This window comes from Actinomyces sp. Z16 (genome assembly GCF_003111765.1).
GTDB classification, from domain to species: Bacteria; Actinomycetota; Actinomycetes; order Actinomycetales; family Actinomycetaceae; genus Actinomyces; species Actinomyces glycerinitolerans.
In genome coordinates this window covers 2,657,151-2,683,899 of sequence record NZ_CP027862.1, presented here as the reverse complement: position 1 = coordinate 2,683,899, position 26,749 = coordinate 2,657,151, and the positions used below count along the sequence as shown (strand labels likewise).

Below are 26,749 nucleotides of genomic sequence, written 5' to 3'. Positions count from 1 at the left end.
CCTCCTCCACCCCATTTTATGCCGCGCGGGTGTGCCCGAACAGTTGACCTTTGTCAGGTTGTTCAGCTGCCTGTTCCAGTGTCCGTCGGCGCACGCTCGAGCGGAGCGCCGTGCTCGGCTCGCCGCGCTGGCCGGGCCGTACCGGCTTCGGAGGGCGAGTTGAGTATCGTCCGGGGGTGCGTGCCATACTAGCAAGGTCTTATGGGGTTCTTCGTGTTTGTGGGTGTGGATGGAGCCGGGATCGGTTCGCCCGCGTGCTTAGCGTTGACGTCGTCTACTACGCCGGTTCGGGGTTTACTACGCCGGTTAGGTGTCTGCTGAAGGGTTCTGAGCCCTTCAGCAGAGGTCAAACTGGCGTAGCAGACGCCGAAAAGGCGCAGCAAAGGCCGAAGGGGCGTACCCAATGATCGGGCCCTGGCCTTGTCCCCACTGGCTCTACGCCCGCGACGCCGCCCCACCTCGGGTGCTCGCACCGCCAGCCTCCATACCCCCTACGAAGAAACGGTTCGCCGTCAGGCACACAGACTCCTCGCGCTCGGAGACGTGGCGGGCCAGGAGCGGCGGCTGACCAGGTGGTGGTGGACGCGTGCGCCCCAGTGGCGCACCACGCGCCGCGGTCGACGGTTCGCCACCTCTTGCAACGGTTCGTGGGGCAGACGCGCGGCGCCGGAAGTGGCGAGTCGTTGGAGCTACCTGACGAACCCCCACCCAAACACACGAACCGCTCACCCCGACGCCGACCCGAGGACATCCCCGCCAGCCCGACAATGTCCTATGACCGGCCAAAACGACCTCGCCAGCCCGAAAATGAGGGTTATAGGCGCGAACGTGTTGCTTTAGACCGGCGTGTCGGGGTGTTCTAGCTGGTTCGTCCGGCCCAGCCTTTGCGTTTCCAGAGGCCTTCTTCGGGGTTGTCGGCGCGAACGTGTGTGTGGTTCGGGCGCCCCCGGGCTCACTAGGTCCGGTTGTGTAAGTGCTTGGGTGGCGGTGTGTGGCTGGGTGGCGGTGTGCGTGGCTGTTGAGCCTGTTAGTTGGACCGCTGTTCCCCGGTTGGACCGCTGTTCCCCGGTTGGACCGCCGTAGCCGCCGGTTACAGCGGTCCAACGGGGCGTGGGCGGTCCAACGGGGCGTGGGCGGTCCAACCGGGGCGTGGGCGGTCCAACCGGGGCGTGGGCGGTCCAACCGGGGCGGTGCACTTCCACCGTTGGGTGCCTGCGGCGGTGCGGCCGGGCTTCTTCATAGGGGTCTGGCAGATCGGGCAGAGCCTTGCTCGTGGGGACCGTGTTCTCACGGCCCGCACATCTACCCCCGAAAGTCAACCACCGTCCCGGGTTAACCTCCCAGGCCATAATCACCCCGACTTCCCCGCACCACAGCAACCATAATCCCGATCTTTAGCAACACGTTCACGCCGATAACTCGAAAATGACCCCCACACCCGAAACGACCACCCACATCACAGCCTCAACCCGAACCACCACACCCACAAATTCGAAGAGCCCCTTATGTTAGAATCATTTCTATCAGGCCGTGTTCCCTGACGAGGAGGTCGTAGATGCCTTCCGTGAAGAAGATGCTCACTGTTGCCTGCGCTGCGCTTGGCGTGGTGACGGTGGCTGCCTGCGGCTCGGGCGATGATCGCGTCGCGGAGGACTCGCCCTATTACGGTTCGTTGAGTGAGTTGGAAGCCGCTTCGGATTATGCGCTGCGCATCTCGGTGACCGATGTTGAGGCGAGTGTCGTGGATGGTGCGGCGTGGGATGTTGTCCACGGTGACGTGCTTGCGAGTGATCCGAGTTTCAGTGATGAGGCGGTCACCCTGGAGATTCCAGCGGATACTGGCACGGCCGAGTCGGTTGAGATGGCGTCCGGCGGCGAGTATGCGATCTTCGTCAAAGTTTCCGATGATGGGGATGTGTTCCTGACCTCGGCGGATCAGGGTGTGTTTCCGATTTCTGACGGCGTTGCTGGAAGCAGCGATGCCGGGACATTCTCCCTAGGTGACGCGGCGAGCCGGCTCGGCCTCAGCGAGTAGCCTACGAGGCCGGCGGACGCCGGTGGAGCAGGCCGTCGCAGAAGCACATGAGGCGTCGCCCATGAGGGTGCGCGTCCGCCGGCGCACAGATGTGCGCGCGTTTCGTGAGTGCAGGCGCGTCCGCTTACGGCGCGCACAATGCCCGGTTTACAGTGCTCGCGCACACGCCCGGCGCTCGACCCGGCTAGCCTGTGCCCATGACGCTCATGACGCAGAGTCCCCAAACCGCCTCGGACCCCGCCGACCGCACGGTCATCGCGCGCTCGGCCGGCGGTGGCCGCGTCGACTCCGAGACCGGCCGCCTGCGTGAGGTCATCGTCCACCGGCCCGGGCGGGAGATCGCCCGCATCACGCCGATCAACGCCAACTCCCTGCTGTTCGACGACGCCCTGAACATCGCCCGCGCCCAGGCCGAGCACGACGCCTTCACCGCCATCCTGCGCGCCGAGGGCGTGATCGTCCACGACTTCCGCGACCTGCTCACCGAGACCCTCGCCGTCCCCGAGGCTCGTCGCCTGGTCCTGGAGGAGACCGTCGGCCCGCAGGCGGTCGGCGTGTCCACGTCCGAGGTGCTCATCGACTTCCTGGGCGGCCTGCCCGACGCCGAACTCGCCGAGGTCCTCCTGGCCGGCATCACCCGCAACGAGCTGCGCGAGCGCCTGGACCCCGGCGACGCCGCCACCCTGTTCGCCACCACCTACCTGTCCACCCTGGAGGGACAGTTCGTGGTCACCCCTCTGCCCAACCACCTGTTCACCCGCGACACCTCCGCCTGGCTGTACGGCGGCGTGTCCGTCAACACCATGGCGCTGGCCCCCCGGCGCCGCGAGGCCGTCAACTACGAGGCCGTCTACCGCTTCCACCCCGCCTTCGCCAGCCGAGTCGGCTCCGTCCCGCGTGGGGGAGGGGCGACGTCGTCGGACCGGGACCGGGGCGAGCGCGGCCCGCTGTGGGTGGAGTCGCATGGCGCCTCCCCGGCCACCGTCGAGGGCGGTGACTTCCAGGTGCTGGGCAACCGCACCCTGGTCATGGGGCTCACCCACCGCTCCAGCGCGGCCGGCGTGGAGCGCCTGGCCACTCGGCTCTTCGCCGACGGCGTCGCCGACCGGGTGATCGGCATCCATATGCCCGACCGCGCCTTCTACACCGAACTCGACGCCGTCATGCACCTGGACACCCTCATGACCATGGTCGCCCCCGACACCTACCTGCGCTTCTCCGGCTTCAACGACGTCACCACCGTGGAGATCGAACCCGGCGCCAACCACGGTTCCACCAAGGGCTCTGCCCTGCGCGTCACCGTCCACGACGGCGGCGACATGGACGCCGTCCTGGCCCGAGCCGCCGGCATCGACGCCTTCAAGGTAATCAGCCCCGACATGTCCGATGAGGCCGAGGCACTGCGCGAACTGTCTCGTGACTCCTGCAACGTCGTCGCCCTGGCGCCCGGGCGGGTCATCGGCTACGCGCACAACCAGCGGGCCAACGACGTGTTGCGCCGGGCGGGCGTGGAGGTCATCGAGACGCCCGGCGTCGAGCTGGTGCGCGGCCGCGGCGGGGCCCACTGCATGACCTGCCCGGTCACGCGCGATTGAGCCGAGTGACGCCGAGCTTGCTCGGGTGTCCGAGGCGATTGAGTCGCGTGAGAGGCCTTGCCGTACACGCGCGATTGAGCCGAGTGACGCCGAGCTTGCTCGGGTGTCCGAGGCGATTGAGTCGCGTGAGAGGCCTTGCCGTACACGCGCGATTGAGCCGAGTGACGCCGAGCTTGCTCGGGTGTCCGAGGCGATTGAGTCGCGTGAGAGGCCTTGCCGTACACGCGCGATTGAGCCGAGTGACGCCGAGCTTGCTCGGGTGTCCGAGGCGACTGCGCCGCTCACTTCCCGACGACGCTGATCTCCCGCGCCTCGTCCCAAGGCACCGTCCAACCCGCGGCATCGATCACCGTGGACAGCACCGCGGCGGTGAAGCCCCATACGAGCGGCCCGTCGTCGCGGGGAACGAAGGCGGGGCCCCGCCACACCTGTCCGCCGCTCTCCAGCACCCACGTACGCCGAGCCGCCGGATCCACGAGCGCACCTACCCCAACCCGCATCGCCCACCTCGTCTCGGTGCCGTCCAGCCGCATATCCCGAGGCGTCGCCCACCAGCCGAGCACAGGAGTCACCAGGTTCGCCGAAGCGGTCAGCGCCGCTTCCGGCAGCGCGCCGAGCACATCCACGTCGGACGGTTCGATGCCCGCCTCCTCCCATGCCTCGCGCAGAGCCGCTGCCGTGGGATCGCCCCCGTCGGTCGGCTCCAGCCCGCCGCCGGGGAAAGCGACCTCGCCGGGGTGGTGACTCACCGCCGCGGAGCGCAGCGTGAGAACGACGTCGAGGTCGTCCACCGATGCCCCCTCGCCGTCGGCGCGCACCCCGCGGGATGCCGCCTGCTCGCCCACCCCGAATAGGACGAGCACGGCCGAGCGCCGCAGGGCGCGCCCCGAGGAGCTAAGCCCCCGCGCACGCTCCCGCTGCGACTCCAACCCGTCCAAGTGGGGTGCTGCCGCCGCCACCCGGCGAAGATCATCAACCACTCCCATGGGGTGAGGCTACGACCTTCTCATAGCCGGTGACGGTTAACGGCGAGTCGGCGGTGGTGACAATGGTAACCAGCTCTGGGACGAGTCGTGTGGTGTCGGCTGACGTGCGCGGCGGCGGGGCCCACTGCATGACCTGCCCCGTCGCCCGCGACGCCGTCTGAGGTCTTCGCCGGTCCGAGCCGGAGCGCTGCCGTTTTTTCCGGATGAGGGCTTGCACCCCGTTTGCGAACACTCGCGATGAGTCTCCTCGGGCGGTTGACTCGATGTGTTCGTACCGTTACCGTGAGTTTTGATCGCTTGCGCGGTCATGTCTCTGAACCCTGCAACATCCAATATCCGCCCGGGCGCTTGAGTGCGTAGTGCTGTTTACGCAAGGCGATTCCGTGGGTGGACATGGAAGGACCTCATGAACGCGAGACTCGCTGGAAAGAACCCCAAGAGACCCCTGAGAGTGACGCTTCTGTCACTGACTGCGATCGCGGCCCTGACTGTTTCTCCGGCGGTCGCCGCGACCTCGGCGTCCGGAACCGCCGCTGCACCGGCCCCGGACGGCGCGGTCACGCCATCAGCGGCTGCCGCGGCGGTTGCCGAAGACGACGCCGCCTCAACCGCCGTCGTCGCACCCAACAGCTTCGGCCAGGAGGCGGTGCTCGCGGACGAGGCCGCGTTGGACAACATTGATGCCGAGTCCGACCAGGACGTAATCGACTACTGGACGGCCGAGCGGATGGCGCAGGCCCAGCCCGTAGACGTCGTCGCGGACTCCGAACAGCTCGCCCAGGCCGAGGCCTCGGCGCTGGCGTCCGCCGCCGATTCCGAGCCGGGAGAGGAGGGCCTCACCGAGCCCGCCGAGCCCGCCGACGACGTGCTCGCGCAGGCGCAGGCCGCCGGCCTTTTCGACGAGGACCTGCAAACGCTGACCGCGGACTCCGGCGAGGAGACTGCGGTGGTCGCGCCGCCGGTGACGAACTACTCCGTTACCAACGGCAAGCTGTTCTTCGAGGGCTATGAAAAAGAGAACGGATACTGTTCGGCGTCCGCGCTCAACACGCCGACTAAGCGCGTGATCATTACGGCGGGACACTGCGTGTATTACCAGGGGGCCTGGTCGCAGAACGTTGTGTTCGTCCCCGCCTACGACGGCCGGAAGGCGGACCCCGATCCGGTGGGAATCTGGACTGCGCGCACCCTGCGCACATTCAACTCCTGGATCGACAACTCGGACCTCTCCCACGACGTCGGAATCATTACCCTGGACAACGGCGGAGACGACAACAGAAGAATTGTCGACGCCGTCGGCGGGCACGGCCTCATGTGGAACGGCTCCAAGAGCTTCGACGTCTCAATCTTCGGCTACCCGAGCAACAAGAGCAATCCGAACGGTCGCTACAGCATGTGGGCCTGTTGGAGTGCTACCCGCGGTGACGACGATCGGGATACGGTCACAGGCTGCGACTTCGGTAATGGTTCATCGGGCGGGCCCTGGCTTGCCCAGTACAACAACCGTACCGGGCTGGGGCATGTTCGGTCGGTGACGTCCACATGGCTGGACTCGGCGGACCAGAACTGGGGGCCCTACTTCAACACCGATGTCAAGAAGATGGTGGACGCCTCGAACTATGACTAGTCCGACTAGTCCGGCGTGCGCCGATGCCGACCACCGAGCACAGGGGGCGATCATGTCGCTGATCAGACGCCGCACAATGACGAGACTTGCGCTTGCCGCGGGCATTGCGATCGCGGGGGCGGGAGGCTGCACGCAAGCGCGGGACTCACCCACCGCCTCAACCGAGCCGACCGGTCCCAATGATGCTACGGACTCGCCGACGGAGCAGGCCACAGCCACCGGTGACTCCGGAGCGGCTGGTTCAACGAGCGTTCCCGCGCCGACCGGTGATGCGACGGGCTCGGTCCAGGTGCTTCAGGCCCGCGACGACCTGGTCTCGCCCGCCGCCGTCGCGTGGGACTCGTGGGAACTGGTCGACCCGCGGACGATCGAGCTGACATTCCTGGCCGGCCCTGCGCAGTGTGAGGGCGTGAGTGCGGAAGTCCTCGAGACCGACCAGGACGTGACAATCAACCTCAGCGTCGGTACCTTGCCGGACGCCGGCGCCTGCCAGGCGATCGCGTTGACTTCAACCACGCGCGTAGCTCTCGGTGCCGACCTCGGCGACCGTACGGTCCGCCAGGACGCCGGTTGACACCCACGCGATCATGAGGTTGCCAGCCTGTTTGGCAAATGGTGCCCGGAGGTCTGCGAGTGAACGGCAGTCGGCGATGGCCGGGTTTGACTGGCGCGAAGACCGGCGGAAGCGTTGAGCCTGGGAGCTAGGGATGAAACAGATCCCCGGCGCCGATTCGTAAGGGCCCCGCACTTGGTGCGGGGTTCCTTCGTCAGACGGCCGGCGTGTTGCCGAGGCGGCCTGGTTCCTGAGAGGCTCGGGCTAAGACATCCGCGTCGTCTCAACGGTCGGCCGCCTCCTCGCCAGCCCAAACCCTGGCGCGCCGGATTCCTACATCCCTATCAATTACCCTCCAGCTGTGTAGCGCTGTCCCCCGGTCGAGTGACGAAGGCCGAGGCCGACGGAAGTGCGTCGTACTCTGTTCTGTACCGTTCTATCCATTCGTCTGCGAAAGCGTAGGCATCAGTGCTCGGTACGATGGCATAAACTGAACCGCCCCATCCTGCGCCGAAGGCTGAGGCCCCGATTGCACCCATGTCTCGGGCCAGCGACACCATTGAGTTTGTAGCTGGAACCTGGTTGTGCAAACGCTCGTTTGCTAAACTATGTGAGCGATTGACTATCGCTCCGATTGCGTTAGCGTCGGCCTTTGCGATGGCGTCGGCTCCGGCGGGCACAAGGACTAGCGACTCTATGAGGAATTGTTCAACGCGTCCTCTCTCGTAATCTGACTTTGTGAAGTTGAGCAGCCTTTTTAGTTGTGGGTCTTTCATGGCTTCACTGCCGGTGGCTTCACCGATAAGTGAACGGACCGCGCTTGCCAGCGTGGTGTCACTGCGTCCGCTGGCTTCGTTCCAACGCGCGAGTACTGTCTGCAGGGTTTCCGGTCCGCGGTTATAGTCCGCAAGCGCTGCACCGCTCTTTTCAGCTAGCACGCCGCTGATGCCGACGACGATCGACCACTGTGAGGGAAAAGTGATAAGTCGAAGTATTTGCACAGGGTCAAACTCGGCGTAGAGCAACTTGTCTCTTGCTCCACACAGTATGCCCGTATGGTCTTCGCTGCCGCCCTGCGTCCCTACACCCGTTGTGCCTGGCAGCTCGCGCCAATCCCTCCCATTCTCGACGCTGGCAAAATAGCCGGCGAGTGATAGACGATCAGGAATGTTGCGCTTCCAAACCTCCGAGGAGGACCAGCCGTTGAGGTCCGCCAAGGCGAGGGCGCACGCGCAGACAAGCGCCGAGGAGGAGCTCATACCTGACGCTGGCGGCAGGTCCGAGGTGATTGTCAGACTGGCGGGTACCGACGCGCAGAAGTTGTTAGTCAGCCGATCGAGTACCGTCTGTAAGTAGTGCCCCCAGTGGCCAACTGGCAAAGCCGAGTTGACGTTGGCTGTCAGCGACACGGGCTCACCGCCAGCTGTCGTTGTGGCCGTCAGGGTGCCCATAGCGTTGTTGGAGCGCTCGGCGCAGACGGTGACTCCCCGTTCGACGGCCCCCACCAAGACCCGTCCTCCGGCGTAGTCGGTGTGCTTGCCCAGGATTTCGATACGCCCGGGTACGCGCCAGGCGGAGCGTACGGGGGCGGAGCTGCCGAGGTAGGTCGCGTATGCGGGAGTGCCATGCTCATTCATAGGAGTACCTCGGTGGCGGCGAGACGGGCTTCGACGTCTGCGATGTCGTCACGGCATGTCAGGTCGAGTACCGGGCCGCTCCAACCGATGACTGTTACGGGAGTGTCTAGGGCGCGCACTGCGTCTACGATCTCGTACTCGCTACGCGGTGACGGTGAGATGCGGCGGCAGGCCTCGAAGATGTCTGGCATGAAGGCGAAGCAGTTCATCGAGACTTGTGCATGCGTCCCGGCGGAACTGACCGCCTCTGGCGTTGGTTTTTCGACGATGTCGACTAGCAGGCCATCTTTCGAACATATTAGTGCGAAAGACGCCACTCGCTCGGTCGGGATGTTGGAACCAGCCACGAGAGTAGCGCGGTCGAAACCGAGCAAGGCGTTGCCCTTGTGGGCGGCGAGAGCCCGGATTCCTTCCACCGGGTAGTAGTTGTCTCCGTTGATCATAAGGAAGGGGTCATCACCTATGGCTCCGGCGGCCGATACGACGGCGTCGGCGGTGCCCCGCGGCTCAACCTGGACGGCAAGCTCGACGGCGATTCGACTCAGGCTGAGCGAGTGCAGGTGTGCTGTAAAATCGTCGTGTTCGGGACCGACGACTATTACGATGCGCTCGATGCCGGCATCTGCCAGAGCACTCATGGAGTAATCGACGAGGCGGTGCTCTCCGATGGGCATGAGTGCCTTGTTGCCGCTGGCAGCAGCGGCAGCCTGGTCGGCCCTCATGATGGAGCCGCCGCTGACGGCGCGCATCCGCGTGCCCAAGCCCCGGGCGAGAATGAGAGCCGTGCGGGTGGTCGTGTCGGTCACGTCGTCAACTCAGCTCGTAGTAGGTGGCGATGGCGTCGGCAACGGTCTGCGCCTGGCTGCGGGTGGGCATCTCGCAGAACACGCGCAACAGGGGCTCTGTCCCCGAGAAGCGGATGGTCGCCCAGCCGCCATCCGTGAAGTAGATCTTGCAGCCGTCCTCCCAGACGACCTTTTCGGTCTTGTGACCAAGAACAGTGAAGTCCGGTAGGTTATGGTCCTCGAAGATCAGCGAGGCCAGCTGGCTGCGGCGCTCGGCGGTGAAGCCGTAAGCAGCCTCGACTATGACAAGCTCGCCATAGCGCTCGACAATGTCGGCATACAGCTCGGACAGAGACTTGCCGGAGGCAGCCACGGCCTCTACCAGCAGAGAACCGGCGTAGACGCCATCTTTGCCGGGTATGTGACCGCGCACGGTCAGACCGCCAGAAGACTCCCCGCCGATGATGGCGTTTGTCTCGGCCATCTTCGCGCTGATCCACTTGAAACCGACAGGCACCTCGTAGCAGGTTTGGCCGTGGGCGGCGGCGACGCGGTCGAGCATGTGGGTGGTGGACATGTTGCGCACTACCGGCCCGCTCCACCCCTTCCGGGTGAGAAGATAGTCATAGAGCAGGACGAGCACCTGGTTGGCAGTGATGTAAGTGCCGGTCTCGTCGATAATGCCCAGGCGATCGGCGTCGCCGTCGGTGGCGATACCCAAATCAGCCCCCGACTCGAGGACGGCATGACGCAGTGCCGCGAGAGTGTCCTCAGTGGGAGAAGGCACATGCCCGCCGAATAGTGGGTCGTGGCGATCGTGAATAGCCTCAACCTGGCAGCGGGCGGTGAGCAGAATGGTTTGCAGACTCGTCTCGGAGACCCCGAACATGGGGTCGAGGATGAGGTGCATGTGGGCGTTGCGGATTGTCTCGGTGTCCAGCTTGTCGAGAATCGCGTCGAGGTACTGGTTAAGCGAGGTCTGGACGGTGACGAGTGAGTGGGAGCGTGCCTCGTCGGGCGCGACGGCGCGCACGTCTGCTTCCGTGAGAGCGTTGGCGTGCTCGCTGAGAGCGTCGGTGGTGGCGAGGTCCGCGTCACGCCCGCCTGGCAGAACGATCTTGATGCCGTTATACAGAGCAGGGTTGTGCGACGCGGTCACGACCATGCCGTAGGCGGCTCCGGTTTCACGCACGGTCCACATGGTCGTCGGGGTGGGGGCGGGGCGGTCGAGGACGGTGGTGGGCACCCCGTTGCCCACGAGAACCTCAGCTGCCCACCAGGCAGCGGTGTCGGACAGAAAGCGGCGGTCGTAGCCGATGACGACGCCGCGGTCAGTTGAGCCCTCTCGGGCCATACGGTTCGCGAGTGCCTGAGTGAGAAAACGAACGTTGGCGCGGGTGAAGCCATCCGCGATGATGGCGCGCCAACCGCCGGTTCCGAACTGGATCATTGTAAGCCTTTCAAAGACGACGGGCCGGGAAAGGAAATGGAAAGTGGGGCGATTAAGTCGCCGGTTGCTATTTGCCTGAGCCGAGCGTCATCCCCTCGACTAGTCGTTTGCCAAGGATGGCATAGAGCAGGACAGTGGGAATGACGACGATGACGATTCCGGCGAACAGTCCGCCCCAGTCGGACGTGTATTGCATGGTGCCTTGAAGTGCCAGCAGCGATTGCGGAAGGGTGTATTTCTTATCATCCGTGATGAATACCAGTGCAAGGAGTGTCTCGTTCCAAAGGCCCATGAGGGTAAGCATCGCCGCTGACAGTACCCCAGGGCGTGCCAGAGGCCACATGATCTTGACGAAGGTGATCCACGCAGAGGCCCCGTCCAGAGCCGCCGCCTCCTCAAGGTCGGTGGGCAGGGAACGGAAGAAACCCGTGAGCAGAAATACCGCAAAGGGCAGGGAGGTAGCCACATATAACATGCCAAGGCTAATGCGTTCGTCCCACCAGCCGATGGTATCCCACATGAACCCGGAGAGTGCGTTCATTGCGACCCACAGGGGAATCATGACGACTTGAACAGGGATCCCGAGTCCTATCGCGAAAAAGGACGTGATTGGGCCCGCTGTTGGGACGTTGGTGCGCGCGAGCACATAGGCGGCCATCGAGGCGAGGGCCACCGTGATGATCGTGCAGGTGACGACGATGGTCAGCGTGTTGAATAGGCCCCGGCCCAGCGATGATGCAGTCCAGGCGGAGACGTAGTTGGTGAGCGAGACCCTCTTGGGGAGTTCGAGTGGACGGCTGAAGATGGCAGATCCCCCGCGAAACGAATTGAGGATGACCCATCCGAATAATGCGATGTTGAAAAGGCACCACAGTGCGATCATGAGTTTGGTGGCCTGCCATATCAGAGTGCCGAGTGTGCGTCGTATGCGATGGCGGATAGAGTGCTCGGGTAAGGGGGCGGTGCCTTTAGCGGCGACTTGTCTTGTTGTGGTGACTTCAATCGCTTCGTCCGCCATCAGAACTCCAAGGATTCGCGTCGCATGAGTCGCCGTACTCCGATGACGAACAGCGAGATGAGAATGACCATGATTACCCCCATGGCGCTACCCAAACCGAGCTGATACTGGGGATTGCGTCCTCCCGTGGTAGCCAGGAACTGAGCGATAGTCAGGGTGCGGGCCTCTGGTGCCGGCGCATCCCCAGAACCGGTGATGCCATAGATGAACTCGAAGATCTTGATCGAGTTGATGCACCAAAGCACCACGGAGACCGTCAGTACGTCCCAAGTCAGAGGCAAGGTCACGTTGAAGAATGTGCGTAGCCGACCCGCGCCGTCGAGCTCGGCCGCCTCGTAGTAGTATCTTGGAATGCGCCCGATCGCGCTCATCATGAGGGTGAGGTAATAGCCTACGCTTACCCATACGATACCGACAACGATCACTTTGAAAATGTAGTCCGGCGTCAGCCACATCCGCGCCCACGATCCCAGCCCCAGTCCGCGCAACCCGGCGTTGAGAGGGCCATCGGGGGACAGTAATAGACTCAGCGCGATACCGACGGCTATTGCGGAGAGCAGGTATGGGAAGAACATCAACGATAATGCTGCCCGGCTCCAACGCGCCTCGCGGAAAACTGCGGAGAATATGAAGGTCAGTATGAATATGCCGACGCCGCAAAGCACGAGGATGAGGAGCGTGTTGGTGAACGCCTGACGAAACAGAGCGTCCCTCCACAGCCGTCTGTAGTTCCCCAATCCGATGAACTGGGGTGCCTCGCCGCGGCCCGTCCAGGTGGTCAAGGAGATGTAGACGCCGTAGAGGGCAGGTACGATGAGGAGCCCTACATATGCAACGAGCGCCGGAAGGAGTAAGGGCCAGTAGAGACGCCGGCGAGCTGCCTGGGCAGGGGAGGCAACGGACACTGCCGCCCCTGCCCCGGGGGACGACGCGGATGTGCGGAGCCAGGCCATCACTGGTTCCCGTGGTAGGTCACTGTGTTGGCGGCCAGTTGTTCCCGGAATTGGGCGGCGTCGATTTTCGCGCCGAACAAGTCATTGACGAGGGGCTGCCAGACGTCGGTGACCCACTGCGGTTCGGCGACGCCGACGCCGTCGGTGAAGGGTACAACGTCGGAGGCCTCGGCGTACTCCCTACCGTAGTCAGCGAGCTCGGGGCTCTGGTCAATGTCAGTTCGTGCCGTGAGGTTCTTGGCGTCCGAGGCGATACGCCCACAACGTTCTTTATTGGCAAAGTAGGCCATCCAGGTTTTGGCCGCGTCCTGGTTGCGTGCCTTGATCGGGATTGCGAAGCCGGTGGGACCGGAGATCGCGATACCAGCTCCGGCGTTGTCTCCGACGGCTGGGAACTTGAAGGAACCCCACTCCACCGAGTCTGGATCGTCTCCAGATTTCTCTAGGGAGGAGGAGGCCTCGGATGGGAACCAGGTGCCCATGAGAATCATGTCGGTTTTAGTTGACTGGTCGGCGAAGGAAGCCTGTTGCGTGGGGAATTTGGTGCCCTGAAACCCTGCAGGGAAGTAGCCCCCGGCGATGAGTGTGCCGATAGCCTCGGTCGCGTCCACCCACGGTTTGGACCCGAACTTCTCGCCGGTCGCGTCCTGCGCAGCCTCTGTGATGACGCCACGTCCGCCAGCGCGCAGGAGCGCGGACTCGAGCCAGTAGGCCTCGTAATCCTTGATGTCACCGTCGAGGGCGATCGGCGTGCGCCCCGCCGCCTTGCGCTCATCGAGATAGGCGAGTAGATCGTCGAAACTCTGGGGTGGGTTCTCCACCAACTCGGGGGTGATTCTCTTGTTGAAGAAGATGGTCTCACCGGCCACGGAGTAGGGGAAACAGAAGATCTTGCCGTCGGTGCGTAATGCGTCCATAAGCGACTCGGGAACCGACTCGCCCACGGTGATGTCCTCGCCGTCGATGGGCATGGCCCACAAGTCGGTCAGATCTGCGAGATTGTCCAGGCCGAGCTTGGCGGGGAAGTCCGAAGCGGCCTGGTCAACGAGGTCTGGGGGGTTGCCCGAGTTCAGCCGCGGGACCACCTGAGTGAGCACTTCGCGACCTGCCCACTGGGCCTCAACCTGGATGCCTGTTTTCTCGGTGAAGGCCTCGAAGAGCTCTGCCAGGAGCACCTGCTGAGGCTCTCCTTGCTGCCACATGGACCAATAGGTGAAACGCTGGTCTCCGCCTGAGTTGGCGGTTCCGGAATTACCGCAAGCGGCCAGTGTGGCGGTAAGTGCAGCTGTGCTTGACAATGATATGAAGTCACGTCGCGTGAGTGTCATCACGATCTCCTTTGTTCGTGTATTTGGTACTGCAGCTTTGTGTCGCAGTCGTGGTATGTCGGTGCGGCCAAGCCGGGGTGGGAAGGCGCTCACCGTCGAGCGCCGATCTCCTGTCTCAGTAGCGCTCCTCCTGTGTTGGCGTGGTCATTGCGAAGGCATAGGCCTCGGGGACAGGGTCGTGCGTTCCGGCGAGGTGTTGATAGTCCCACCACAGGCGTTCCAGGCCCAGGTCACCCTCACGCAGGTCCGGGAGACTGAGTGGGGTCTCAATTAGTTCGCGAGCTCGCGCAAGATGCCCTGCCCGTACCCGGCCGACGCACTCTAGATACTGCACTCGGGGCAGGCCACGCACGGCGGAGGGCAGAGAGTCGATGAGGGTGAGGGCTTTGTCGATCAGGCCGATGTCGAGTAGGTGGGTGAGTGCCTCGATAGTGATGCCGTGACGATTTGGGGCAAGAGTGTGGGCACGGAGCAGGCCACGGGCGCGTGCTTCGCCGTCGGAGTCGGTGAGGGCCAGAGCGCGTAGGACGTCCGCGGTAAGGTGCGCGCGCTCTGACTTTCGCCATAGTGCACGGGCCTCTTGCGTGAAACCTGCGGCGTGAAGTGCTACCCCAAGAAGGTAGTCGCGCAACCAACTGGGCATTGCGCGTCGCAGGACGGCGATCCAATCGGGTCCGATCATCGCTGACCCGAGCAGGATTGGGTCCAGCTGGCCCGTGCGTGCAGCTTTGAGCCAAGCGCTCTGCTCGGCGTTGAGCGTATCGGTGTTGAAGGGCGTAGCCCAGGAGGCAACTCGATGTCCTGCCAGCACCTCGAGGGCTCCCCATCCCTCCCGTGCTGCGCGCTCTTCCGGGCCATCTTTGAGGGGGACGGGGGTGACCCGGGATTGTTCAAGGGAGGTGAGACGTGCCGAGGCCTCCTCCAGGCGTGCGGGATTGATGACGGCCCGCGCTGTGCGCGCTACGACTGCCTCCCACTGGTCCTCCGGGTTGTCGATGGCTACAGGGCCGTAGCACTCGGTGAAGCGGATGGAGGCGCCCGCAGAGAGGTGTAAGTGCTCCAGTTGGGTGGGGGCAAGCCCAGCCTGGATCTCGGCATAGCGGCGTGTCCTGGACAGTCGGCGTTGCCATGACCGCCCGCCCATGCCGCTTCCCCAGGTGAACAGTTTGCGCCCGTTCAGTTCGTGCGTCGAGTATTGGCAGATTCCGACGCCGTCGCCGTCCACCGCTGCAATCCATGGGATGCGTGATCGGATGCGATAGAAGTAGTCTGCGCCGCCAGCCTGACGCTGGGGGTGGGTGATGTCGCGTCCGTGATGCTCGGGGACGCTGACGATGTCGAGCGCATCGGCGTAGCCGAAGTGGAAGGCCGAGTCGGCGTCGGCAATGACTCGGGTGGAGGCGCTCTGCGGAATGGCGATGTTGGACCACCAATAGACGGGAACCTCCCGGGTGGTAGGGTTCTCCAGCAGGATGTGGGTGTAAAGGGAATCGGATCCATCAGGTAGCCAGGCGTCCAACCGCCAGGTGAGTCCGAGCATGCGCTCATACGCCCACATACGCAGGATCCGTCCACCGCGTCCATCCGGGAGGGTTCCTGCGGCCACGGGCTCGTTGGTCAGGCCCCAGTGGCCGGTGGTGCCAAGGTTCCACTCGACGCCGCCGGCGAACCAGGCGTTGCGCAGAGCGAGATTGGCTAGGTCGATTCGTTCGGGTTGGTGTAGAAGTTCACGGCCTGAACGGCGATCCGTCAGGCGCCACAGGCGTCCGCCGAGGTCGAGCAGAAACTCGGCCCGTAGCCGCTGGTTCTCCAGGATTGCGACATTGAGCTCAGACGGTGTGACGCTGCCGTCGTAGGAGTCCTGGTAGCGGTAGGGCAGGAGAGTGGGCGGACCACTTGCGTGGTGCTCCCCGACCTGCAACAGCTCCAGATCGGCGGCGGTCGGAACTCGGCGGTCTCCGCCGTCGAGGATGAGTTCGCCGAGCTCACCGAGCGACGTAACGGGGATCACCGTCGTTTCGAAGCGGATGTCTGACATGGTCCCTCCCTCGGGGCGCGGCGACCACCATGACGGTGAGCGGTTGTTTTTTGTTAGGTAGTAAGTAAACTACTTAAAGAAAAGATAGCACGTCTTGGACGTGTGCGGAAGTGCCTGGAAGGATGTCGGCTGTGGAGGACACGTCCCTTGCTGAACCGCGGCCCGCGCTGGCCGGATCGCAGCGCCACGCGCAACGGGCGAGCATCGGCCGCGGCGACCCAGGTGTGCTGCGCAGGTGGAACGAGTACGCAGTGCTTACTGCGCTGCGCGAGTCCAGCCCGCAGCGCGCATCGCAGTTGAGGCAGACGACGGGTTTGACGGTAGCCACGCTCGGGACGGTGCTGCGTGATCTCCAGAGCAAAGGGTGGGTCGCGGTGGGGACGTCGGCTCAGGGTGCCAAGGGGCGGCCCGCTCAGACGTACTCGCTGCGAGTGCCGTCCGGGTGTGTGCTCGGCCTGGATGTCGGAGCCCACGTGGTCCGAGCTCAGTGTCTCGACCTAGATGGTAAAGAACTCGCGCAATCCGAAATTCGTCTTACCGCCGGGCGGGAGGACGATGAGCGTGACGTTGCTGCCCGACAGGTCGTCGAGCAGGCGTTGAGAGGGGCGCAGTGCTGGTCGGCTGTGCTCGCCGTCGGTGGTTTCGTTGAGGAAGACGGAACTCTGGTGGAGAGTGCGGCAATCCCCTCTTGGAACGGTACACGTCCCCTTGAGCGCTTCGAGTCTCTTCTGGGGCCCGGGTGCCTCATTGTCAATGACGTGTGTGCTTCCGTATACGCGGAGCGCTGCAGGGGAGCAGCGTCCGGCTACGATGACGTTCTTCTGTTGCAAACCGGTCGGCGTCCTACGCTCGGCATCATGCACGGCGGTCGTCTCAGGCACGGTGCCCACGGGATGGCTGGTGACCTGTCGGCAGATGCCCGTGTGCCCACGGAGCACCGTCCCGGCGGGCTGGGGGAGCTCAGCGAGGGGGCGGACGCCTTGGGGCGCGCCGTGCGCGAGGCTAGCACGGGAGACCAGGTCGCCCTGGGGCGCATTCGCCGACTGATGGAGGGCATCACTCCCGCCCTGGTGACTGCGGTGGCGATTGATGATCCCGAACTGGTCGTCGTGGCCGGCGCCCTCACCCCGGTCGCGCATCTGTTCCTCGACGACATCAGAGCCGCGCTCGCTGCAGGGGTCAGGCGCCCCCCGAAGGTCGTGGTCTCGGCGAATGACCAGTTCTCCTCGGCCCAGGGGGCAGCGCTCCTGGCGCTGAATCGGGTGCGTTCCAGCCTTGCCTCGCACGACGGCGTGCAGCCTTTCACTCGGGAAGCCTTTCTCGCTCAGGAGCACCGTCCCGGGCGCGCCCTCGTATGATTTGCTTCCAGCTTTCGTGAGCTTACAGGCGGCGGTGGGTAGCTGCCGTCCTCAAAGAGGCGCTCATTGTGGGTATTCCGCGAGTGTGCGCGACATCCCTGAGGCCGTGCAATGCCCGCCATAAGTCGGGCGAGGCCGTATGCTCCGCCCTGATGCCAGTGCTACTGACAGCGGAGTAATGGGGAAGTGGCAGCGTAGCCGGTAGCCTAGTCTCGGCTCGACTCACAGTTTTGAAAGGATCCCCGCATGCCTGTCGCCATCCCGGCCCCCGACCCCGCCGTCCTCGCCTCCCTGAAGGGACGCAGCTTCCTGCGCGAACTGGACTTCACGCCGCAGGAGTGGATGACGCTGATCGGCCTGGCAGCGCAGTTGAAGGCGGACAAGCGAGCCGGCCGGGAGGCTCAGCACCTGAAGGGCAAGAACATCGCCCTGATCTTCGAGAAGACCTCCACGCGCACCCGCTGCTCCTTCGAGGTGGGCGCCCACGACCAGGGCGCCCACACCACCTACCTGGACCCCTCCGGCTCTCAGATCGGCCACAAGGAGTCCGTGGCGGACACCGCCCGCGTACTGGGCCGCATGTTCGACGGCATCGAGTACCGCGGCGACTCCCAGGCCAAGGTCGACCAACTCGCCGAACTGTCGGGCGTACCGGTGTGGAACGGGCTCACCGACGACTGGCACCCCACCCAGATGCTGTGTGACTGCCTGACCATGCTCGAGCACGCCGACAAGCCCGCGGGCCAGATCGCCTACGCCTACATCGGCGACGCCCGCTTCAACATGGGCCGCTCCCTGCTGGTGGCCGGCGCCCTGCTCGGCGCCGATGTGCGCATCGTCGCTCCCAAGGAGCTGTGGCCCGACGACGAATGCGTCACCGCCGCCCAGGCCGTGGCCGCCGACACCGGCGCCCGCATAACCCTCACCGAGTCCGTGGAAGAGGGCGTGGCCGGGGTGGACTTCGTACACACCGACATCTGGGTGTCCATGGGCGAGCCCAAGGACGTGTGGGCAGAGCGCATCGAGCTGCTGCGCGACTACCAGGTCAACGCCGCCCTGATGGCCAAGGCGGGGGAGCAGGCCAAGTTCATGCACTGCCTGCCCTCCTACCACAACCGCGAGACCACGATCGGGGAGGAGATCTACCAGGCCACCGGCATGGACGGCCTGGAGGTCACCGAGGACGTCTTCGAGTCCGAGCGCTCCATCGTCTTCGACCAGGCCGAAAACCGCATGCACACCATCAAGGCCGTCATGGTCGCCACCCTCGGCGACCCGGCCGCGACGGCGCAGGCCGACTGATCCGGGACGCCCGGTCATCCGGAGGGTTTAGAGAATCTGTAGAGGCGCTGGACTAATATCGATACAGGGTCTGGAAGATGAGGACTGATTCTAAGGCTTGCCAGCGGCTTCTGGTTGGGTTCTGTTTCGCCTTGCGGACGGTAATGGTGCTGGTCGGGTTCGCGCTGTTGCTGTGGGGTGCGCAGTGGGCTGCTATGGCCTCAGGCCTTTCGGTGGTCCGGCCGAATATGGCGGCCGACAGCGGGATGGTCACACGGATAATGAAGGGGGATGGAACATTCACTTTTGTTTGGTGGCGCTCCGCGCTGGAGGTGGCGCTCGGTTTCGTTCTCATCCCGAAATGGCACACCAAGGGACGTTATGATGTTGTGGCAGCTATTGCGGTAGCACTAAGTGTTGTTTGTGTGGTGTTCCTTATTCGTCTAACGGCGGGCGCGGGTACCTACGGTACCTGTACCTACCCAGGGTGCTGGCCGAACCCGTGGGATTTAATAGCACTGGCGGCACCATTCTTCGCGGGGCTGGCGACTCTGACAGTGATGGCTTGCTTCGCAGACCGGATCCCTCTGTGGGCGCGCTGCCTGTTTCCAACAGCGGTCTACCTGGTTGGCACGGTGCTGCTCGCCCTGGTCTGGGACCGTTGGCTGCTGCCCTTCTTCGCAGATCCGCCACCTTGGTAGTTCTCCCACTCACATGGAATCTCGCGGCATGTCATGACCTCGCATTAACACCCCGACTCGAGGAACAACCATGCACTCATCCACACCCCAAGACGCATCGTAGCCATTGCGCATGTCCCGACGCAGCCTGATCTGTGGGCTCGGTCTGGGCGCTGGCGCCCCACTGCTGGTGTCAACGGCTCCGCAGGCGCATGCCGCGGGAGTCGAAGTCAGCTTCACCCGTTTTCACCCGGAACCACAAACAAGGTAACGGGCAACCACCGGCGTGACCTGGACCGCGCTGCGCTGGGCCGACGGCTTCCATCTGTGGAAGCCGGATACCGTCGCCCTGCACTCCGTCGGGCCATCGCCGGTGCCTCGCAGACCCAGCGGCTGACCGGGCTTGAGACGGCCACCAGGGAGGACAACGCCGTCGATGCCGCCAGCAAGGTGCTCTACGGCATGGACGAGGAATGACGGCCGAACCATTGCCATTAGGCACTGATCGTCACGCCCGGCCACCACGGCCCGGCCCCCTGGCTATCCTGTCGGCGTGACCATCCCCAACCGCGGCCCGGAGTCCGCGTCCGCCCGCGTGCGCGGCGAACTCGATCTGGACGCCCTGCGCGCCGGCGTCGGCGGGGCGCTGCTGGCCGACATTGACCGAGCCGTCGCCTGGGACGTCCCCCTGAAGACCTCCTTCCGTGGCCTGACCCGCCGTGACGGCGTGCTCCTGCACGGCCCGGCCGGCTGGGGCGAGGTCGCCCCCTTCTGGGACTACGACGCCGACGCCGCCGCCCCCTGGCTGGCCGCCGCCCTGGAACAGACCACCGTCGGCAACGCCGACCTGCCCCGCCTCCGCGAGACCATCCCCGTCAACATCACCGTCCCCGCCGTCGACCCCGACCGGGCGCGCGCCCTGATCGCCGAGGCGGGCACCGCCGCCGGGCCGGCTCGGCATGCCGCCACCCCTCCCAGTGCCCTGCCAGTCACCGTCAAGGTCAAGGTCGCCGGAGCGCGCGTCTCCGACCGCCAGGCCCTGGCCGCCGACCTGGAGCGCATCGAGGCGGTCCGCGACGCCATCGGCCCGCACGGCCGCATCCGCATCGACGTCAACGGCGCCTGGGACCTGGAGACCGCCCGCAGAATCCTGCCGCTGATGAATACCGCCGCCCAGGGCCTGGAATACGTGGAACAGCCCTGCGGCTCCACGCAGGCGCTCGCCGACCTGCGTCGGCTGGTGGACATCCCCATCGCCGCGGACGAGTCCATCCGCTTGGCCGCCGACCCGCTGGCCGTGGCCCGCCTGGACGCCGCCGATGTGGCCGTCCTCAAGGTCGCCCCGCTAGGTGGCGCCCGTCGCGCCCTGGCCCTGGCTGAGCGCCTGGGCCTGCCGGCCGTCGTCTCCTCCGCCATCGACACCAGCGTCGGCATCGGCGCGGGCGTCGCGCTGGCCGCCGCCCTACCCGGGCTCAAGCACGCCTGCGGGCTGGGCACCGTCCGGCTGCTCGCCCGCGACGTCGCCGCCCCCGCCGCCATCCCCGCCGACGGCGCCCTGCCGGTGCGCCCCGTGCACGTCTCGCGAGCGCTGCTGCGCACCGCCGCCGCCGACGCCGAACTCACCGCCCGCTGGCAGTTGCGCCTGAGCCACATCACGGCCGCCCTGCAGCGCCGACGCGAGCGGGAGCGCGCCCACGCCGGCAGCGTCGTGGCCGGACTGCCCCTATGAGCGCCGCCGACTCCACGGGCCGCAACAACGCGCGGCCCGGGACAGACTCGCATCCCGAGCCGCCCTCGCTCGTGGCTGCCCGCACCGTCGTCCGCGCCCTGATTCACGCCGGCGTGCACCAGGTGATCCTCGCCCCCGGCTCTCGCTCCGCGCCCCTGGTTCCGGCCCTGGCCGCCGCCGAGCGGGACGGGAAGCTGCGGGTGCGGGTGGTCCTCGACGAACGCAGCGCCGGCTTCGTCGCCCTGGGGTGCGCCCGCGCCGAACTGCTGGCCGGGCGCCGCCGTCCTGCCGCCGTCGTCACCACCTCCGGCACCGCGGTGGCGAACCTGCATCCGGCCGTCGCCGAGGCCGACGCCGCCGGCGTACCCCTACTGCTGGTGACCGCCGACCGGCCCCACGAGGCGGTCGGCACCGGCGCCAACCAGACCACCGAGCAGACCCGCATCTTCGGGGCCGCAGCGCGCCTGACGGGCGACCTGCCCGCCGACATCACCGCCGACCTGGGGCAGGCCGGCGTGCGGGCCGTCGCCGGCCAGGTGCGCCGGGCGGTAGACGCCGCCACCGGGGCACTCACCAACGACCCCGGGCCGGCCCAGCTCAACCTCCGCTTCCGGCCCCCGCTCGCGTCCGAGCCCGGAGCGGAGACGCCCGCCGGAACCGGGACGGCCCCGGGCGTTGCACCGCCGACACAAGTGGGCCTCCCCGAGACCTCGGGCGGGCCCGCCGCGCCGATCGCTCCCGTTCCCGCCGCCCCACAGCGTCCGGGGGCTGCGGAACAACCACGGCAGAACGCGGGGAACGGGTGTCGGGAGGAGCACGGCGTCGTCGTCGCGGGCGACGCCGTCGACGCCACCGGGCGGTACGCGCGCGCCCTGGCCGAGTACCTGGACTGGCCCCTGCTGGCCGAGCCCACCTCCGGGGCGCGCGGCGGCCCCCAGGCCCTGACCCGCTACGCCGAGCTGCTGAACACCCGAGCCGGCGCCCGGCTCGCCGCACAGGTTGAGCGCGTCGTGGTCGCCGGGCACCCCAGCCTCACCCGCCCGATCGGCGCCCTACTGGCCCGCGACGACCTGCGCATCGACGTGCTGACCGGTACTGCCCGCTGGACCGACGTCGCCGGCACCGCCGCATCCGTGATGCCGCTCATGCCCGCCGCCCACCGGAACGCGCCCGCCGGCACCGCTGCGCCGTCGGCTCCCGCCGACCTGGCGGACGCCCTCGATCTGGGCCAGGGCCCACACGGCTGGACGGCGCGCTGGCACGCCGCCGTCGCCGCCCTGCCGGCCGACCCCGACCCGGCGCGCGCGGATATCCTCAGCGCGGACGCCGCCGTCACCGCCGTGTGGGACGCCGCCCTGCGCGCCCCCGTCGGCGCCGCGCCCCTTCTCGTCGTCGGCTCCTCCCTGACCATCCGCCGCCTGGACCGGCTGGCCGCGCCCGCCCGCGGCCCCGCGCCCGCCGCGATCGCCAACCGGGGCCTGGCCGGCATCGACGGCACCCTCGCCACCGCGCTCGGCGCCGCCATCACGGCCGGGCCCGTGCGCGTCGTCGTCGGCGACCTCACCTTCCTGCACGACGCCATGAGCCTGTCGCGCGGAAGCCTGGAGGCCGAGCCCGACCTACAGGTCATCGTCATCGACGACGGCGGGGGAGCCATCTTCTCCACCTTGGAGTACCCGGCCGTCACCCCGCCCGCGGACCTGGCCCGTTTCTTCACCACGCCGCAGGCCACCGATCCGGCCGCGCTCGCGGCCGCGCTGGGCCTCCGGGTGCACCGGCCCCCCGGCCTCGCTGCCTTGCGGGCGCTCCTGGACCAGCCCGTGCACGGACTGAGCCTGGTGCACGTGCGCCTCGCCGCCGAGGCGGGGGACAACAACTCCACGTGACACAGCCCGGCGCGCTCGCTCGGGCCCCACGCCCCGGTTCACAGGCAAGTCCCAGATGAGTGTCGGTGATGCCCCAGGTCGTGCGTATTAGGTGAGATTCGTTTAGTGAACGGGCCAACGGCCCAGGAGGAGAGCCATGAGCACGAACGAGCCCTTTGCCGCATCCGGCGATGCCGCGCAGTCAGCCGGCGATGAAACTCAGCAGCTGTCCGGCGATGCGAGTTCATACCAGGGTGGTTCCGGCGGCGGCTCGGTCAGCTCGGGTTACGCGAGCAGTGCGGACTACTCCAGCAGCAATGCCGGCGCGGCCGACTCGGGTTATGCCGATGCCGGCTCCTCGCCCTACACCTCCGCGCCGCAGCCGCCCGCCGGATACAGCTTCGGCCGTCCCTCCGCATCGGCATCCAGCCCCTACGACCGGCCCGCACAGGGCGGCGGCTCCGGGGCCTTCGGCCAGCCCCCCTACCAGCCGCCGACGCCCTCCACCCCTGATTCCGGCCGCCGCGGCCCCGGCTGGGGCGGCGTCATCGTCACGTCCCTGGTCACCGCGCTGCTAGCCTGCGGCGGGACCGTGGCCGCGCTGCATCACTTCGACGACGACGCTCCCACCGCCTCCGTCTCCGCGCCCACCGCGATCGCCACCGGCGCCACCACCCAGACCGTCTCCTCTACCGGTACCGCCCCCGATTGGGAGGCCGTGACGGCAGCGGTCTCCAACTCCGTCGTATCCATCACCGTCGCCCTGAACGACGGCACCGCGGTGGGATCCGGCGTGATCTACGACGCCGACGGACACATCATCACCAACAACCACGTGGTTTCCGGCGCCAGCCAGATTCAGGTGACGCTCGCCGATGGGCGCATTTTCGACGCGGAGCTGACCGGCACCGACCCGACCACCGACCTGGCCGTCATCGAACTGGTCGACGCCCCGAGTGACCTCACGGTCGCCCGATTCGGCAACTCCGACGAGCTGGTCACCGGTGAGGACGTCATGGCGATCGGCAACCCGCTGGGGCTGTCCTCCACGGCCACCACCGGCATCATCTCCGCTCTGAACCGCCCCGTGGTCACCACCCAGGAGGAAACCGAGGAGCAGTCTGGATCCGCGTTGCCCGGCCAGCTCGGCGGCCTGCTGGGGCAGTCCCAGACCACCACGACACAGGTGTACACCAACGCCATCCAGATCGACGCGGCCATCAACCCCGGCAACTCCGGCGGCCCGCTGTTCGATGAGACCGGTGCCGTCATCGGCATCACCAGCTCGATCGCCAGTCTGTCCAGCTCCGCGGACTCCTCCGCGGGGTCGATCGGCATCGGTTTCGCGATCCCCTCCAACCTGGCGCAGAAGGTCGCCGACCAACTCATCGAGACCGGCACGGCGACACACGCCTACCTGGGCGTGTCCATCGGCGACGGCGGCGCCACCACCTCCGACGGCGTCACGCGTGCGGGTGCCGAGGTCGGCTCCGTCGAATCCGGCTCGCCTGCGGATCAGGCCGGCATCAAGCAGGGTGACGTCATCACCGCGATCGACGGCAAGGCCACCAGCCAGGCGGCCGCCCTGACCGGCTTCGTGCGCCAGTACTCGGCCGGCGACGAGGTGACGCTGACGATCATTCGCGACGGCGAAGAGCTCCAGGTGCCCGTGACCCTCAAGGAGCGCAAAGACTCCTGACCGCGTGGGCCCCTGTGCCCGCTGGCCGGCTCTCCTCTTCGCCGAGGTCGGTTGAAGTAACCGCCGAGGTCGGTAGATATGGGGTTCTTCAGGTTTGTGGGTGTGGTGGTTCGGGTGTGTGGGGTCGTGGTCGGTCCGAAGACGACCCTGTGAGCCCGAAGACGTCCCCGGGCGGTCGAAGACGTCCTCATTGGCCCGAGACCCTCCCGGATGTGGAGGGTCTCGGGCGGAAAAGGTCGTACTCGACGAGTACAGGGGGCTCGAGTACGACCTTGCGTGCCCGAAGACGACCCTCACGAGCCCCACAACGACCCGGCCCGGCCGGGCGAACACGTCCTTGTCAGCCCGAGTACGACCCCGGCCGGCCGAAAACGTCCTGTTCAGCCCGAAGACGACCCTCGCAGCGTAGCCCTGCGCCGAACCATCACGGGCTGTCGGCACGTGCGTGGCGCCTCGGTCCGGCGCGTCGTGGGCAGACCCGCCGTCAACCCCTTCGGTGTTCGCACCGGGACCCCCGCACTCGGACCGCGTCACTTCAGATGGACCGCGTTCGTGCACTTGGGCCGTCTGAGAGTGCGTCTGAGGCGGTTCAACCGCAGGCAGGTGGTCCATCCGCGGGCAGGTGGTCCAAGTGGATGCGGGCGGTCCAATTCCGGGACGAAGGGGGCCGGCCAGTGCCTGGGAGTACGCCTTGCCAGAAGCAGGCGGGCAGGGGTGGGGAACGTGGCGGCGGAGGACGCCCCTGGCGGCGTGCGAGGGCGACGTTTTGCACGACCCTGGGCGACGCTGCACGACCCTCGTGCACGTTGCACGACCCCGGGGTGGTCGTGCAACACACACCAAGGTCGTCAAACGCGGCCCGAGGTCGTGCAAGTACATACGGGGCAGGGTGAACGCCACAACCACCCCACCACCACACCCACAAACCGGAAGAGCCGGATTACCCGAGTTCGCAGATACGGCGGGTGCCCGTACAGGAGCAACCTTCGCGCGCCGTTTCCGCACCATCACCCTCGATGCTATCGACGACACAGCTCTCATGACCGCGCTCCAGCCCTTTGTCACGGACGGCTGGCCAATCGCCAACGACGGCGGCGATGCGGATCGAGTGTTCATGGAACCCGCGGCGCAGCGCGCCATCGTGGAGCTTTCTTGTGGAGAGCCGTTCCTTTTCCAGCTCGCGGGGGAGCGCGCCTGGTATGCCGGTACCGGCAATCTCATCACTGCTACGCAGGTGCGAACCGGGTGGCGTGACGCCGCCCCAGAGGCCGAAGCGCACGTACAGCGCATCCTGGATCGACTCCCCGGGCGCGAACGGCAGTTCCTCGAGACCATGGCTGGTTTGGAGCCCGAGGAGCGCACCCTGACCAATATCGCCCGGGCCGCCGGCTATGCGAAGGGGACCGACGCCGGACCTACGGCGCAGCGCTTGGACCTCACCCGACGCATTATCCGCCGCACCAGGCCCTACAGCTTCCGCCATCGCGCCATCGAGGCCTACCTCACCTCCGACTGGCCCTGGTAGCCCCGGGGCTGTGCGGCGTCAACGCCGAGCGCAGCGCGGGTGCCAGCTGCGCCACGACGTCGTCGGCCGACAGCGAGGCGACCGGTTCGAGCCGCAGCAGGTAGCGGGTCAGGAACAGGCCGGAGAAGATCGTTGCCGCCGTGGCCGCTCGCCGTTCGGCGTCCGAGCCGCCGATGTGCTCGGTCAGGCGCCCGACCATCTCCGTGTGCAGATATTCCCGTAGCACCCGCAGCGCGGCCTCGGAGGTGAGGGCATCGGCGAACAGGCGGGCGAGCCCATCGCGGTAGCCGGGGCGGTCCCATGCGGACAGCGCCGAGCGCAGCAGCGCCGGCGCCAGGTGTTCCGGCGCGACCTTGGCGGAGACGATGTCGAAGCCCCGCGCCGGGCTCAGCGCCAGCTCCGCGACCGCGCGGAAAAGTCCCTCCTTGGAACCGAAGTAGTAGGTGATCAGGGAGTGGTCCACGTCGGCCTGCGCCGCAATTGATCGCAGCGACGTGCCGGCGTAACCGTCCTGTTCGAAACGCTTCCGAGCGGCGGCCAGGATTCGTTCGCGGGTGTTCGAGGGACCAGAGGGGCGGCCACGCCGTTTATTCACCACAGTAGAAAT

Annotated in this window: 22 protein-coding genes; 12 read left to right on the top strand and 10 right to left on the bottom strand. The window is 66.4% G+C overall.

Going from position 1 to position 26,749, the window contains the following annotated elements; all coding sequences use genetic code 11:
- Positions 1 to 1,090: 1,090 nt before the first annotated feature.
- A complete protein-coding gene (locus C3B71_RS16955) occupies positions 1,091 to 1,291 on the bottom strand; it encodes a transposase-like zinc-binding domain-containing protein (RefSeq protein ID WP_108968090.1) in 201 nt (66 codons plus the stop codon).
- 273 nt (positions 1,292 to 1,564) lie between these two features.
- Between C3B71_RS16955 and C3B71_RS11185 the strand changes: the two genes are divergently transcribed.
- Both C3B71_RS11185 and C3B71_RS11180 read left to right on the top strand, forming a co-directional pair.
- Complete coding sequence (locus C3B71_RS11185) at positions 1,565 to 2,035, top strand: hypothetical protein (RefSeq protein WP_159097684.1); 471 nt, start codon at positions 1,565 to 1,567, stop codon at positions 2,033 to 2,035.
- A 206-nt stretch (positions 2,036 to 2,241) separates the two neighbouring features.
- Positions 2,242 to 3,630, top strand: coding sequence for an arginine deiminase (locus C3B71_RS11180; RefSeq protein WP_073330997.1), 1,389 nt, complete (start codon positions 2,242 to 2,244; stop codon positions 3,628 to 3,630).
- Positions 3,631 to 3,911: 281 nt separating this feature from the next.
- Here the strand turns inward: C3B71_RS11180 and C3B71_RS11175 are convergent, their stop codons facing one another.
- Positions 3,912 to 4,616 carry an NUDIX hydrolase gene (locus C3B71_RS11175; RefSeq protein ID WP_073330994.1) on the bottom strand — a complete coding sequence of 235 codons (705 nt, stop codon included), beginning with the start codon at positions 4,614 to 4,616 and terminating at the stop codon, positions 3,912 to 3,914.
- Positions 4,617 to 5,067: 451 nt separating this feature from the next.
- On the opposite strand from C3B71_RS11175, the gene C3B71_RS11170 reads away from it, so the two are divergent.
- Both C3B71_RS11170 and C3B71_RS16180 read left to right on the top strand, forming a co-directional pair.
- The gene (locus C3B71_RS11170) at positions 5,068 to 6,243 is read left to right on the top strand and encodes a trypsin-like serine peptidase (protein ID WP_234415892.1); all 1,176 of its coding nucleotides are present in this window, start codon (positions 5,068 to 5,070) and stop codon (positions 6,241 to 6,243) included.
- A gap of 52 nt (positions 6,244 to 6,295) precedes the next feature.
- Positions 6,296 to 6,817: a hypothetical protein gene (locus C3B71_RS16180; RefSeq protein WP_199912496.1), complete on the top strand. Its 522-nt coding sequence runs from the start codon at positions 6,296 to 6,298 to the stop codon at positions 6,815 to 6,817.
- Positions 6,818 to 7,140: 323 nt separating this feature from the next.
- Here the strand turns inward: C3B71_RS16180 and C3B71_RS11160 are convergent, their stop codons facing one another.
- The 7 genes from C3B71_RS11160 to C3B71_RS11130 all read right to left on the bottom strand — a co-directional run bounded on the left by C3B71_RS11160 (position 7,141) and on the right by C3B71_RS11130 (position 16,005).
- Positions 7,141 to 8,433: a galactokinase family protein gene (locus C3B71_RS11160; protein ID WP_108968083.1), complete on the bottom strand. Its 1,293-nt coding sequence runs from the start codon at positions 8,431 to 8,433 to the stop codon at positions 7,141 to 7,143.
- A complete protein-coding gene (locus C3B71_RS11155) occupies positions 8,430 to 9,239 on the bottom strand; it encodes a nucleotidyltransferase family protein (protein WP_234415891.1) in 810 nt (269 codons plus the stop codon). Before C3B71_RS11155 ends, C3B71_RS11160 begins: the two co-directional genes overlap by 4 nt.
- A gap of 4 nt (positions 9,240 to 9,243) precedes the next feature.
- Positions 9,244 to 10,668, bottom strand: coding sequence for a phosphoglucomutase/phosphomannomutase family protein (locus tag C3B71_RS11150; RefSeq protein WP_108968081.1), 1,425 nt, complete (start codon positions 10,666 to 10,668; stop codon positions 9,244 to 9,246).
- A 67-nt stretch (positions 10,669 to 10,735) separates the two neighbouring features.
- Positions 10,736 to 11,686 (bottom strand): carbohydrate ABC transporter permease, encoded by a 951-nt coding sequence (locus tag C3B71_RS11145; protein ID WP_199912495.1) that lies wholly within the window; start codon positions 11,684 to 11,686, stop codon positions 10,736 to 10,738.
- Entirely contained in the window at positions 11,686 to 12,468 is a 783-nt protein-coding gene (locus C3B71_RS11140; protein WP_159097683.1) for a carbohydrate ABC transporter permease, read from the bottom strand. The genes C3B71_RS11145 and C3B71_RS11140 overlap by 1 nt, the downstream gene beginning before the upstream one ends.
- 170 nt (positions 12,469 to 12,638) lie before the next feature.
- On the bottom strand, positions 12,639 to 13,841 hold the full coding sequence (locus C3B71_RS11135) for an ABC transporter substrate-binding protein (RefSeq protein WP_159097682.1): 1,203 nt from the start codon (positions 13,839 to 13,841) through the stop codon (positions 12,639 to 12,641).
- Between the two features lie 241 nt (positions 13,842 to 14,082).
- A complete protein-coding gene (locus C3B71_RS11130) occupies positions 14,083 to 16,005 on the bottom strand; it encodes a DUF5107 domain-containing protein (protein WP_108968077.1) in 1,923 nt (640 codons plus the stop codon).
- Between the two features lie 122 nt (positions 16,006 to 16,127).
- Between C3B71_RS11130 and C3B71_RS11125 the strand changes: the two genes are divergently transcribed.
- From C3B71_RS11125 to C3B71_RS11095, 8 genes are all read left to right on the top strand, one after another.
- The gene (locus C3B71_RS11125) at positions 16,128 to 17,363 is read left to right on the top strand and encodes an ROK family transcriptional regulator (protein WP_108968075.1); all 1,236 of its coding nucleotides are present in this window, start codon (positions 16,128 to 16,130) and stop codon (positions 17,361 to 17,363) included.
- A 246-nt stretch (positions 17,364 to 17,609) separates the two neighbouring features.
- Positions 17,610 to 18,665 carry an ornithine carbamoyltransferase gene (gene argF / locus C3B71_RS11120; RefSeq protein ID WP_108968073.1) on the top strand — a complete coding sequence of 352 codons (1,056 nt, stop codon included), beginning with the start codon at positions 17,610 to 17,612 and terminating at the stop codon, positions 18,663 to 18,665.
- A gap of 77 nt (positions 18,666 to 18,742) precedes the next feature.
- Positions 18,743 to 19,345, top strand: a complete 603-nt coding sequence (locus C3B71_RS11115) for a hypothetical protein (RefSeq protein WP_108968071.1) — start codon at positions 18,743 to 18,745, stop codon at positions 19,343 to 19,345.
- A gap of 306 nt (positions 19,346 to 19,651) precedes the next feature.
- Positions 19,652 to 19,801, top strand: coding sequence for a hypothetical protein (locus tag C3B71_RS15955; protein WP_159097680.1), 150 nt, complete (start codon positions 19,652 to 19,654; stop codon positions 19,799 to 19,801).
- Between the two features lie 76 nt (positions 19,802 to 19,877).
- The gene (locus tag C3B71_RS11110; RefSeq protein WP_234415890.1) at positions 19,878 to 21,053 is read left to right on the top strand and encodes an o-succinylbenzoate synthase; all 1,176 of its coding nucleotides are present in this window, start codon (positions 19,878 to 19,880) and stop codon (positions 21,051 to 21,053) included.
- Positions 21,050 to 22,939, top strand: coding sequence for a 2-succinyl-5-enolpyruvyl-6-hydroxy-3-cyclohexene-1-carboxylic-acid synthase (gene menD, locus C3B71_RS11105; RefSeq protein WP_108968069.1), 1,890 nt, complete (start codon positions 21,050 to 21,052; stop codon positions 22,937 to 22,939). The genes C3B71_RS11110 and menD overlap by 4 nt, the downstream gene beginning before the upstream one ends.
- A 136-nt stretch (positions 22,940 to 23,075) precedes the next feature.
- Entirely contained in the window at positions 23,076 to 24,617 is a 1,542-nt protein-coding gene (locus tag C3B71_RS11100) for a S1C family serine protease (protein ID WP_108968067.1), read from the top strand.
- Positions 24,618 to 25,656: 1,039 nt separating this feature from the next.
- Positions 25,657 to 26,142 carry a hypothetical protein gene (locus tag C3B71_RS11095; protein WP_234415889.1) on the top strand — a complete coding sequence of 162 codons (486 nt, stop codon included), beginning with the start codon at positions 25,657 to 25,659 and terminating at the stop codon, positions 26,140 to 26,142.
- Here C3B71_RS11095 and C3B71_RS11090 read toward each other — a convergent pair.
- A complete protein-coding gene (locus C3B71_RS11090) occupies positions 26,120 to 26,740 on the bottom strand; it encodes a TetR/AcrR family transcriptional regulator (protein ID WP_159097679.1) in 621 nt (206 codons plus the stop codon). The genes C3B71_RS11095 and C3B71_RS11090 overlap by 23 nt on opposite strands.
- Positions 26,741 to 26,749 lie beyond the last annotated feature (9 nt).

Bases quoted from the DNA above. Each gene is read 5' to 3' on its own strand.
- C3B71_RS11100 (WP_108968067.1), top strand. From the start codon at position 23,076: ATGAGCACGAACGAGCCCTTTGCCGCATCCGGCGATGCCGCGCAGTCA.
- menD (WP_108968069.1), top strand. From the start codon at position 21,050: ATGAGCGCCGCCGACTCCACGGGCCGCAACAACGCGCGGCCCGGGACA.
- C3B71_RS11160 (WP_108968083.1), bottom strand. From the start codon at position 8,433: ATGAATGAGCATGGCACTCCCGCATACGCGACCTACCTCGGCAGCTCC.
- C3B71_RS11135 (WP_159097682.1), bottom strand. From the start codon at position 13,841: ATGTGGCAGCAAGGAGAGCCTCAGCAGGTGCTCCTGGCAGAGCTCTTC.
- argF (WP_108968073.1), top strand. From the start codon at position 17,610: ATGCCTGTCGCCATCCCGGCCCCCGACCCCGCCGTCCTCGCCTCCCTG.
- C3B71_RS11145 (WP_199912495.1), bottom strand. From the start codon at position 11,686: ATGGCGGACGAAGCGATTGAAGTCACCACAACAAGACAAGTCGCCGCT.
- C3B71_RS11130 (WP_108968077.1), bottom strand. From the start codon at position 16,005: ATGTCAGACATCCGCTTCGAAACGACGGTGATCCCCGTTACGTCGCTC.
- C3B71_RS11115 (WP_108968071.1), top strand. From the start codon at position 18,743: ATGAGGACTGATTCTAAGGCTTGCCAGCGGCTTCTGGTTGGGTTCTGT.
- C3B71_RS16180 (WP_199912496.1), top strand. From the start codon at position 6,296: ATGTCGCTGATCAGACGCCGCACAATGACGAGACTTGCGCTTGCCGCG.
- C3B71_RS11175 (WP_073330994.1), bottom strand. From the start codon at position 4,616: ATGGGAGTGGTTGATGATCTTCGCCGGGTGGCGGCGGCAGCACCCCAC.
- C3B71_RS11180 (WP_073330997.1), top strand. From the start codon at position 2,242: ATGACGCAGAGTCCCCAAACCGCCTCGGACCCCGCCGACCGCACGGTC.
- C3B71_RS11095 (WP_234415889.1), top strand. From the start codon at position 25,657: ATGACCGCGCTCCAGCCCTTTGTCACGGACGGCTGGCCAATCGCCAAC.
- C3B71_RS11125 (WP_108968075.1), top strand. From the start codon at position 16,128: ATGTCGGCTGTGGAGGACACGTCCCTTGCTGAACCGCGGCCCGCGCTG.
- C3B71_RS11150 (WP_108968081.1), bottom strand. From the start codon at position 10,668: ATGATCCAGTTCGGAACCGGCGGTTGGCGCGCCATCATCGCGGATGGC.